This is a genomic window from Streptomyces sp. CBMA123 (assembly GCF_014596465.1).
Classification (GTDB): Bacteria; Actinomycetota; Actinomycetes; order Streptomycetales; family Streptomycetaceae; genus Kitasatospora.
Genome location: NZ_MECK01000208.1, coordinates 1 through 9,322 on the forward strand (window position 1 = coordinate 1; position 9,322 = coordinate 9,322).

The 9,322-nt window shown below is 72.1% G+C and carries 9 protein-coding genes; 3 read left to right on the plus strand and 6 right to left on the minus strand.

Translation table 11 applies throughout. The features are described from left to right. Positions 1 to 416 precede the first annotated feature (416 nt). Both BG452_RS22580 and BG452_RS22585 read right to left on the minus strand, forming a co-directional pair. Positions 417 to 872, minus strand: coding sequence for an SHOCT domain-containing protein (locus BG452_RS22580; protein ID WP_188306166.1), 456 nt, complete (start codon positions 870 to 872; stop codon positions 417 to 419). A gap of 156 nt (positions 873 to 1,028) precedes the next feature. Continuing rightward, complete coding sequence (locus tag BG452_RS22585) at positions 1,029 to 1,628, minus strand: NUDIX hydrolase (RefSeq protein WP_188306167.1); 600 nt, start codon at positions 1,626 to 1,628, stop codon at positions 1,029 to 1,031. Positions 1,629 to 1,758: 130 nt separating this feature from the next. Here BG452_RS22585 and BG452_RS22590 point away from each other — a divergent pair, with 130 nt between their 5' ends. Next, positions 1,759 to 2,982 (plus strand): RNA-guided endonuclease InsQ/TnpB family protein, encoded by a 1,224-nt coding sequence (locus tag BG452_RS22590; RefSeq protein WP_188306168.1) that lies wholly within the window; start codon positions 1,759 to 1,761, stop codon positions 2,980 to 2,982. Positions 2,983 to 3,020: 38 nt separating this feature from the next. Here BG452_RS22590 and BG452_RS22595 read toward each other — a convergent pair whose 3' ends face one another. From BG452_RS22595 to BG452_RS22610, 4 genes are all read right to left on the minus strand, one after another. Continuing rightward, positions 3,021 to 4,178 carry a type III polyketide synthase gene (locus tag BG452_RS22595; protein WP_188306169.1) on the minus strand — a complete coding sequence of 386 codons (1,158 nt, stop codon included), beginning with the start codon at positions 4,176 to 4,178 and terminating at the stop codon, positions 3,021 to 3,023. A 26-nt stretch (positions 4,179 to 4,204) separates the two neighbouring features. Beyond that, positions 4,205 to 5,413 carry a cytochrome P450 gene (locus BG452_RS22600; protein WP_188306170.1) on the minus strand — a complete coding sequence of 403 codons (1,209 nt, stop codon included), beginning with the start codon at positions 5,411 to 5,413 and terminating at the stop codon, positions 4,205 to 4,207. A 198-nt stretch (positions 5,414 to 5,611) separates the two neighbouring features. After that, the gene (locus BG452_RS22605) at positions 5,612 to 6,322 is read right to left on the minus strand and encodes a response regulator (RefSeq protein WP_188306171.1); all 711 of its coding nucleotides are present in this window, start codon (positions 6,320 to 6,322) and stop codon (positions 5,612 to 5,614) included. After that, positions 6,319 to 7,128: a sensor histidine kinase gene (locus BG452_RS22610; protein WP_317621178.1), complete on the minus strand. Its 810-nt coding sequence runs from the start codon at positions 7,126 to 7,128 to the stop codon at positions 6,319 to 6,321. Before BG452_RS22610 ends, BG452_RS22605 begins: the two co-directional genes overlap by 4 nt. A gap of 161 nt (positions 7,129 to 7,289) precedes the next feature. On the opposite strand from BG452_RS22610, the gene BG452_RS22615 reads away from it, so the two are divergent. Both BG452_RS22615 and BG452_RS22620 read left to right on the plus strand, forming a co-directional pair. Beyond that, on the plus strand, positions 7,290 to 8,015 hold the full coding sequence (locus BG452_RS22615; protein WP_188306172.1) for an ABC transporter ATP-binding protein: 726 nt from the start codon (positions 7,290 to 7,292) through the stop codon (positions 8,013 to 8,015). Between the two features lie 148 nt (positions 8,016 to 8,163). After that, positions 8,164 to 9,322 (plus strand): ABC transporter permease (locus BG452_RS22620; protein WP_188306173.1); only part of this gene is annotated, 1,159 nt, incomplete at its 3' end.

Here is a 9,322-nt window from a genome sequence, read left to right on the forward strand (position 1 = left end):
CCCCCCCCCCCCCCCCCCCCCCCCCCCCCCCCCCCCCCCCCCCCCCCCCCCCCCCCCCCCCCCCCCCCCCCCCCCCCCCCCCCCCCCTCCCCCCCCCCCCCCCCCCCCCCCGCCCCCCCCCGGCCCCCCCCGCCCCCCCCCCCCCCCCCCCCCCCTATCCCCACACGACGCTCTTCCGATCTGCTGCGCCGGGCCGGCCTGACCGGTGGCGGCGACGGCGGCTCCAAGGAGCGGCGCTCCGGACGGCGCTGAGCCCCCTGCCCGCGACGACGGGGCCGGTGGACGTGTGACGCGTCCGCCGGCCCCGTCGTCGTGCTGCCCGGATAGGAGGCCCGGAGCCGGAGGCTCGGAGCTGAAGGCCCGGAGCTGAAGGCCCGGAGCTGAAGACTCGGAGCTGAAGACTCGGAGCAGGAGGGTCAGGCCAGGAGCTTGTCCTTGGCCTTCTGGTACTCCTCGTCGGAGATGGCGCCCCGGTCCTTCAGGTCCGCCAGTCTGGCCAGGTCCTCGACGTGGCCGTGGCCGCCGCCCGCGCCGCCGCCACCGCCCCCTTCCGCCGGTGTCGCGGCGGCGTCCCGGATGTACGCCCGGACCGCCGCGTCGGCCTGCTGGGCCTGTTCGACGTCCCGCATCCCCATGCTCTGGCCGCGGGCGATCAGGTACACCAGGATGCCGATCAGCGGCAGGAAGATCACCAGGACCAGCCAGCCGGCCTTGCCCCAGCCACTCAGGTCATGGCTGCGGAAGATGTCGGAGATGATCTTGAACAACAGGAAGAACCAGAGGATCCACAGGAACAGCTCCAACATCGTCCAGAAGATGTTGAGCACCGGGTAGTCCACTGCCAGTGAAGCAGCCAAGGCGTTGGTGTCCATGAAATGAGTCATATCACCGTAAAACGGACAATGGCGCCCGATGCTCCGCCATTCCAGTGATCTTCCGCCTCGGCGGGAATATCTCGCGGGGAGGCTCTGCCTGGCAGGCCCCGTCCGGCAGCCCCGTCCGGCAGCCCCGTCCGTCAGCCCCGCCGGTCAGCCCCGACCGGCCCGGCGCCGCAGCTCCACGGCCAGCCCGATCAGCTCGCCCCACCAGGCGTCGTGCCCGGTGAGCAGCAGCCGCTGCGCCTCGGCGACCGGGACGGCCCGGACCTCGACCACCTGCTCGCCGTCCGCCGGGTTGGTCGGCGTGGAGTCCAGTTCGACCTCGCCCCAGCCCCACAGCCAGGCCTTGTCCGGGTGCGGCTGCCACGGCCGGTACGGCACCGGGTCCTCGGTGTGGCAGCGGTGCGCGCCGAGCCAGCCCGGCTCGCCGAGCAGCCGGGCGCCGGCCTCCTCGCGCAGCTCGCGGGCCAGGCAGTCGGTGACCGACTCGTCCTGCTCCCGGGTGCCGCCGGGCAGGAACCAGTGGTTGCGGTCGTCCCGGCAGAGCACCACGCCGCCGTCCGCGAACCCGACCAGGTGGATGTTGGTGACCAGCTCGTCCGGCGGCAGCACGGTGGAGAACAGCGCGTCGTAGCGGCCCCACTTCCAGTACTGCGGCGCGTGCAACGCCGGGAACAGGGCGGCGAGTTCGGCGTGCTCGTCGTCGGCGGCTCTGCCGGAGGCGTCGGTGCGGTCCGTGGTGTCGGTCATCATGACTCCTTCGTGGATGCCCCGGCTCCAGCCGGGGGCGGGGTCGGCCGGCTTGCCGCCGGGTGGGACCGGCGGTCCGGCGGGCAACCACCTGTGACTTTTCGCAACCTGACGACGTATCTTGTCAACTATGGTGACCGCCCAGGTGAAGCGGGCTTACAAGTTCCGCTTCTATCCGACCGAAGCGCAGGCGGCTGAGCTGTCGCGCACGTTCGGGTGCGTGCGGAAGGTCTACAACATGGCGCTGCAGGCCCGCACCGAGGCGTGGTCGCTTCGGGGTGAGCGGATCAACTACAACGCCACGTCGGCGATGCTGACGGCATGGAAGAAGGCCGCGGAACTGTCCTACCTGTCCGAGGTTTCGTCCGTGCCGCTGCAGCAGGCGCTCCGTCATCTCCAAGTGGCTTTTGCGAACTTCTTCGCGAAGCGGGCGAGGTATCCGCGATTCAAGTCGAAGAAGAGGTCCCGCGACAGCGCCGAGTACACCACGTCCGCGTTCCGGTTCCGGGACGGACGGCTCACCTTGGCGAAGATGGTCGAGCCGTTGGCGATCGTGTGGTCCCGGCCGCTGCCCGCGGGGCAGTCGCCGTCCACGGTGACCGTGAGCTGGGACGCCGCAGGTCGGTGGTTCGTCTCGATGCTGTGCGACGACCCCGGCGTCAAGTCCCTGCCGGAAATCGACACGGCTGTGGGGATCGACGCCGGAATCACCAGCCTGGTGACGCTCTCCACGGGGGAGAAGGTCGCGAACCCCCGGCATGAACGCCGTGACAGGGAACTGCTCGTCAGAGCTCAGCGGGATCTCGCCCGCAAGGCCAGGGGATCGGCCAACCGGGAGAAGGCCCGGCACAAGGTTGCCCGCGTTCATACGCGGATCGCCGACCGGCGCAGGGACTTCCTCCACAAGCTCACCACTCGACTCGTCCGTGAAAACCAAACGGTCGTGATCGAGGACCTGACCGTCCGCAACATGCTCAAGAACAAGACGCTGGCCCGTGCGATCAGTGACGCGAGCTGGACCGAGCTGCGGACCATGCTGGAGTACAAGGCCCAGTGGTACGGCCGTGACCTGGTAACCATCGACCGGTGGTTCCCCAGCTCAAAGCTGTGCTCGGCCTGCGGAAGGATCCGCGACAGGATGCCGCTCAACGTCCGCGTGTGGGAGTGCGACTGCGGGGCAGTCCATGACCGGGACGTGAACGCGGCACGCAACATTCTGGCCGCCGGGCTGGCGGTTGCAGCCTGTGGAGACGGTGTAAGACCTCAACGGAGCACTCCGGGCGGGCAGTCGTCGATGAAGCAGGAAGTCGTCCCACCGCAGCGTTCACGCGCAGCGGCTCAGCCGCGAGGCTGAAGGGGGGACTCCCCCGCCCTTCGGGGAGGGAGAGGAAGTCAATCGGTGATCGTAGTGCCGGCCGGGAAACGGCGGGGGACGCCCTGATGGACGAGGGCGATGTCGGAGGTGGAGATGGCGCGCGGCCGCCGGCGCGTCGGTTCGACCGGGGCGTCGACCCAACTACCCAGGGAGATCTCGGCGGTGATGCCCGGTCCGAATCCGGCGATCAGCCCGGTGGTGCCTTCCGGCACCTCGCCGTCGGCGAACAGCCGGGCGAGGGCGTCGAAGACGACGGCGCTGGCGATGTTGCCGCGTTCGGTGAGCGTGGCCCGGCTGTAGCGGAACGTCGATGGCTCCAGGTTGAGGTAGTGGCTGAGGTCGTCCAGGATGCGCGGGCCGCCGGCGTGCACGATGTAGAAGCCGAGCCCGGAGACGTCCCAGCCGTGCTGCCCGGCCAGGGTGCGCAGCGCGGGGGCGAGCATCTCCATGGTGCCGGGCACCCGCTTGTCCAGCTGGAAGTGGAAGCCGGTGTCCCTCACCCCGTACGAGATCCAGCCCTCGGTGTCCGGGACGAGGTGCGAGCCGTTGCGCTCGACGTGCACTCCGCTGCCGCCGTGGCCGCGCATCACCACGGCGGCGATCGCGTCCCCGAACAGGCCGTTGGAGAGCAGCGAGCCGACGCCGAGGTCGCTCGGCTGGTAGCAGAGCGAGCAGAACTCGCAGGCGACGATGAGCACGTTGGCGCCCGGATAGGCGCGGCAGAAGTCGTGGGCGCGGTTGACGGCCGCGCCGCCGGCGGCGCAGCCGAGCTGGGCGATCGGCACCTGGCGGGTGTCGGAGCGGAAGCCCATGGTGTTGATCAGCCAGGCGGTCATGGACGGCATCATGAAGCCGGTGCAGGACACGTAGATGATCAGGTCGATGTTCTGGGCGCCCAACTCGGCGTGGCCGAGGGCGCGTTCGACCACCTCGGGGACGCGGAGCTTGGCCTCCCGCTCGTACACCTGGTTGCGGTGGGTGAAGCCGGGGTGGGTGAGGGTCTGCTCGATCGGCTGGACCAGGTGCCTGGTCCGCACCCCGGTGTTCTCGATGAGCCGCAGGGCCAGGCCGAGTTGGGGGTGGCCGGCGTGCAGGGTGCGGGCCAGGTCGAGGGTCTCGTCGAGGGTGATGACGTGCTCGGGTACGGCGATGGCGGGGCGGCAGAGTGTGGCCATGAGGGGGTCTCCTGGGGGACGGTGGGTTACCAGGCGACCGGCAGGGTGCGCGGGAAGCGCCAGATCGAGCCGGAGTTCCAGTCGAGTTCGGCCGGGTCGACGGCCAGCCGCAGTGCGGGGAAGCGCCGCAGCAGGGTGCCGACGGCGACCTGCAGCTCCATCAGGGCGAGGTGCGAGCCGAGGCAGCGGTGCTGGCCGTGGCCGAAGGTCATGTTGACGGGCCCGGCGGTGCGGTCGAGGTCCAGCTCGTCGGGGCGCTCGTACACCGAGGCGTCCCGGTTGGCGGTGAGGTAGGAGACGTGCACGGCCTCGCCGGCCCGGATCAGCACCCCGCCCAGTTCGACGTCCTCGGTGGCGACCCGGGCGATGCCCACGCCCTGGCGGAACGGGATGAAGCGCAGCAGTTCCTCCAGGGCGCGCGGCAGGGTGTCCGGCTGGGCGCGCAGCTTGGCGAGCTGCTCGGGGTGGGTGAGCAGGGTGTAGGCGATGTTGCTGAGCTGGTAGGTGCTGGTGTCGTGGCCGGTGACCAGCAGGACCATCGCCATGACGGCGAGTTCGTCGGCGTCCAGCAGGTCCTCGCCGTCGCGGGCGGTGGCGAGCGCGCTGATCAGGTCCTCGCCGGGGGTGGCGCGGCGTTCGGCGGTGAGTGCGGCGAAGTAGGCGCGCAGGCCGGCCTTGGCGGCCTCCTGGCCCTCGCGGCTGCCGGGGCCCATCCGCATCATCGCGACGGCCCAGCCGCGCAGCCGGTCGCGGTCCTGCTCGGGGATCTCCAGTAGTTCGCAGATGGTGGTGAGCGGCAGCCGGTTGGAGAGGAAGTGCGCGAGGTCGGCGGGGGCGCCGTGTTCCTCCATCTCGTCGAAGTAGCCGTCGACGATGCCCTGGGTGCGGGCGCGCATCCGCTCGACCTGGCGGTTGGTGAAGCCCTGGGCGACCAGCCGGCGCAGCCGGTTGTGCTCGGGCGGGTCCATCAGGTTGATCGACTCGGCCTGGGCGATCGCGGCGGGTGTCATCCGGGGCAGGTCGCGCCCGATGCCGGCGGCGCGGCTGAACCGGCGGTCGGTGGTGACCGCCTTGACGTCCTTGTAGCGGGTGGCCAGCCAGGCCTCGCCCTCGCCGTGCGGCAGTCGGATCCTGGCGATCGGGGCCTCGGTGAGCAGCCGCTTGAGGAGGGGGTCGAATTCCAGGCCGTCGGTGTGGTGGAAGGGGCAGTCCCACACGGGGGGGCTGGTGGTCACGGGCCTGTCCAATGGTGTTCGTCGTGCGGGGTGGTGCCGCAGGTGCTGGGGCCCGGACGGTTGTCGGTGGTTCGGGCGCGGACACGCAGATGTTCCCCCATGGACTGGCAAAGATGTGAATCCCCGGAGCTGTTCCCCCTAATGAGTGAGATAGCTGATGGTCATGCGAATCATCTTTTCCGATAAGGAAGTTGACGGTCAGTCGTTCGCGCCCGGTGCGACCAGTCCGGTCTCGTAGGCGAGCACCACCGCCTGGGCCCGGTCGCGCAGGTTCAACTTGGAGAAGATCCGGGCCACATGGGTCTTCACGGTCGACTCGCTGAGGGTCAGTTCGGCCGCCAACTCGGTGTTGGACAGCCCGCGTCCGAGCAGTCCGAGCACCTCCGCCTCGCGCGGGGTGAGCGGGGCGAGGTCGCGGTGCAGCCGTGGCGCGTCGGCGCCGCGCGCGGCGGGGTGCGGGGCGCCGGCCGCGAAGCGCTCGACCAGCCGGCGGGTGATCGACGGGGCGAGCAGGGCGTCGCCGGTGTCCACCAGCCGAACCGCGGCGGCGAGATGGGCCGAGGTGACGTCCTTGAGCAGGAAGCCGCTGGCACCGGCGGACAGCGCCGAGTAGACGTAGTGGTCCAGGTCGAAGGTGGTCAGCATGATCACCCGGCAGCCGGGCACCGTGGCCAGGATCCGGCGGGCGGCCTCCAGGCCGTCCATGGTGGGCATCCGGATGTCCAGCAGGGCCACGTCGGGCCGGTGCCGGGTGGCGGCGGCCACCGCCTCGGCGCCGTCGGCGGCCTCGGCGACCACGTCGATGCCGCGCGCGGTGAGGATCATCCGGAAGCCGGTGCGGACCAGCTCCTGGTCGTCGGCGATCACCACCCGGGGACGGCGCTCCGGCGGAGCGTCGGGGGCGTTCACGGCCGGTCCAGCGGGATGCGGGCGCGGACGCGGTAGCCGCCGCCGATCCGGCGCCGGGCGTCGAGGTCCCCGCCGTACACCGCGACCCGCTCGCGCAGGCCGAGCAGCCCTCGCCCGGCGCCGTCCGCCTGCCTGGGCGCGGGTGCGGGCGTCCCGGCGAGCACGCTCGGGCCGCTGTTCAGCACCTCCACCCGCAGGTAGTGGTCCGCGTAGCGCACCGTCACCGTCGCCGTCACCCCGTCCCCGTGTTTGAGCGCGTTGGTCAGCGCCTCCTGGATGATCCGGTAGGCCGTCACGTCGATGCCGCCGGGCAGCGGCCGCGGCTCGCCGGAGATCCGCACCTCCGCCGGCAGCCCGGCGAAGGCGAACCGGTCGATCAGCGGGCCCAGCCGGCTCAGGCTGGGCTGCGGCGTGAAGTCGTTCCGCTCCGGCTCCTCACTGCCGTCGGCCGCCGGGGCGAGCAGCCCCAGCAGGTGCCGCAGTTCGGTCATGGTGTCGCGGCCGGCCGCCTCGACCGCGCCCATCGCGGCCGCCGCCTCCTCCGGCATGGTGGCCAGCACCTCGCGGGCGGCCCCGGCCTGCACCACCATCAGGCTCACGTTGTGGCTCACGATGTCGTGCAACTCGGCGGCGATCCGCGCCCGTTCGGCGTCCACGGCGGCGCTCGCGGCGCTCTCCCGCTCCCGTTCCAGCAGCCAGCCGCGCTCGCCGATGGCGGCCCGGTACAGCCGGCGTGCCCGTACCAGCGCGATGCCCAGCCAGCCGGCGCCCGCGCAGGCGGCGCCCGCCACCGCGAGCGCGATCACCTCAGTCCCCGTTCCCCACACGGAACCCAGCCTCCCAGGTCGGCCCTTGATCCACATCATCCGGGGGTGCCGCCGCCGTACATCCCCGGTACTACGGCCACCTGCGGTTACACCCGGGGTGGGACGTCGGGCCCGGGCCGCCGCGCCTACCGTCGTCGACCATGAGCAACGACCACGACGGGACCACCCGGCCCGACGACGCGCCGTACGTCGTCGAGCTGTCCGGGGTGCACAAGGAGTTCGGCGACGCCAAGGCGCTCGACGGCGTCGACCTGCGGATCCGTGCAGGTGAGGCGGTCGCCGTGATGGGCCCCTCGGGGTGCGGCAAGTCCACCCTGCTGAACATGGTGGCCGGGCTGGACCGGCCCAGCTCCGGCACCGTACGGGTGCAGGGGCAGGACCTCGGCGGGCTGAACGAGAACGGCCTGGCCCTCTTCCGCCGCCGCCACATCGGCATGATCTTCCAGTTCTTCAACCTGATCGACGACCTCCCGGCCCTCGACAACGTCGCCCTGGCCGCCCAGCTGACCGGCACCAGCGCCCGCCAGGCCCGTCGCCGGGCCCTGGAGCTGCTGGACGAACTCGGCGTCGCGCACCGCAAGGACGTCTACCCGGCCACCCTCAGCGGCGGCGAGCGCCAGCGGGTCGCGGTGGCCCGCGCCCTGATGAACCGTCCGGCGCTGCTGCTCGCCGACGAGCCGACCGGCGCGCTGGACAGCCGTTCGGGCGAGCAGGTGATGGACCTGCTGATCGACCTCAACCAGATCGGGCAGACCCTGCTGATCGTCACCCACGACCCCAACCTGGCCACCCGCTGCGCCAGCCGGCTGGTCGAGGTCGAGGACGGCAAGGTGGCGCGCGAGCGGATGCTGGAGAGCCAGTCGTGAGCGAGCGAAGCGAGCGAACCGTCCAGAGGTGCGTGTTGCGCGAAGCGCCTGCCGAGCGCAGCGAGGTGGGCGCAAGTGAGCGAAGCGAGCGAACCGTCCAGAGGTGCGCGTTGCGCGAAGCGCCCGCCGAGCGCGGCGAGGTGGGCGCATGAACGGTGCTGTCTGGAGGGCCTCGCGGGCCGCGGTGAAGCGCCGCCGGGTGCAGACCTTCGTGATCGGCCTGGTGGTGTTCTGCTCCACCGCGACCGTGCTGCTCGCCCTCGCGGTGATCAGCGCCGCCCGGGCCCCCTTCGACGACGCCTTCGAGGCCGAGCGCGGTGCGCACGTCAGCGCCGTCTTCGACCCGGCCAAGGCCTCGGCGGAGCAACTGGCCGCCACCGTCCACCGACCGGGCGTCGAGGCGGCCGCCGGGCCCTTCGACCAGGCCGTGGTGACCATCCCCGCCGACTGGGTCGGCCGCCCGCCGGGCCCGCTGACCCTGGTCGGGCGGCCCGACCCGGCGGCCGCGCCGGTGGACCGGGTGGACCTGCTGACGGGCCGCTGGGCCACCGCGCCCGGCGAGGTGGTCATCGACACCCCCGGGGGCGGCAGCGAAAGGTTCATCGGCACGCCGATCACCACCAGCACCGGGCTCAAGCTCACCATCGTCGGCTTCGCGACCGACATGAGCCAGTCCGCCGGCGGCTGGGTCACGCCCGAGCAGGCGGCCGCCCTGCACCCCACCGGCCGGCAGATGCTCTACCGCTTCACCGACGCGGCCACCGCCCGGCAGCTCACCTCCTCGCTCGACAACGCCACCGAGGGCCTGCCCAAGGACGCCGTCGCCAGCGGCCAGTCCTACCTGGTGCTCAAGCAGGCCTTCTCGGCGGGCGCCGACGCCTACCTGCCGCTGATGACGGTCTTCGGCGTGCTCGGCCTGATCGTCGCCGCGCTGATCGTCGGCAACGTGGTGAGCGGCGCGGTGGTCTCCGGCTACCGGCACATCGGGGTGCTGAAGTCGATCGGCTTCACCCCGCGCCAGGTGGTCACGGTCTACCTGACGATGGTCTCGGTGCCCGCCGTCGTCGGCACCGTCCTCGGCACGGCGGCCGGCTGGGCGGCCGCGTACCCGATCCTGCGGACCGCGTTCACCGGGATCGCCACCGGCACCGCCGTGATCGAGCCGGCCGGCTGGCTGCCCGTCGCCACCCTGGTCAGCGTTCCGCTGCTGGTCGCCCTCGCCGCGCTGGTGCCCGCCTCGAAGGCCCGCCGGCTGTCCGCCGCCGAGGCCATCTCGGCCGGCAGCGCCCCGCGCACCGGCCGCGGGC

Bases quoted from the DNA above. Each gene is read 5' to 3' on its own strand.
- BG452_RS22580 (WP_188306166.1), bottom strand. From the start codon at position 872: ATGGACACCAACGCCTTGGCTGCTTCACTGGCAGTGGACTACCCGGTG.
- BG452_RS22585 (WP_188306167.1), bottom strand. From the start codon at position 1,628: ATGACCGACACCACGGACCGCACCGACGCCTCCGGCAGAGCCGCCGAC.
- BG452_RS22590 (WP_188306168.1), top strand. From the start codon at position 1,759: ATGGTGACCGCCCAGGTGAAGCGGGCTTACAAGTTCCGCTTCTATCCG.
- BG452_RS22595 (WP_188306169.1), bottom strand. From the start codon at position 4,178: ATGGCCACACTCTGCCGCCCCGCCATCGCCGTACCCGAGCACGTCATC.
- BG452_RS22615 (WP_188306172.1), top strand. From the start codon at position 7,290: ATGAGCAACGACCACGACGGGACCACCCGGCCCGACGACGCGCCGTAC.